The organism is Pseudomonas sp. SIMBA_041, assembly GCF_046535095.1.
In the GTDB taxonomy this organism is placed as follows: Bacteria; Pseudomonadota; Gammaproteobacteria; order Pseudomonadales; family Pseudomonadaceae; genus Aquipseudomonas; species Aquipseudomonas mucoides.
On the sequence record NZ_JAWRXJ010001029.1, the window covers coordinates 1 to 231 of the forward strand.

Consider the following 231-nt stretch of genomic DNA (forward strand, 5'->3'; position numbering starts at 1 on the left):
TGGCAATGGTGCGTAACACATAAAGACCAGGATGATCAGCAGACCAAATGACCTGCGCGCCAAGACGGGCAAAGACTTGTGCCACGAGCTTACGCTCTTCATCATTACAGGCCATCGCGGCAGCCAATACAACCGCACGGGCTTGTGACCAGTCGGCCTGCCAGTCCATCAGCATGACTTTGGCATCCCCATGATCAATCTCCACCGATTCACCTTGTGATAAACGAATGC

The 231-nt window shown here is 53.2% G+C and carries 1 protein-coding gene; it reads right to left on the reverse strand.

Going from position 1 to position 231, the window contains the following annotated elements; all coding sequences use genetic code 11:
* Window positions 1-231 (reverse strand): hypothetical protein (locus tag SB725_RS34235; RefSeq protein ID WP_410923832.1); only part of this gene is annotated, 231 nt, incomplete at both ends.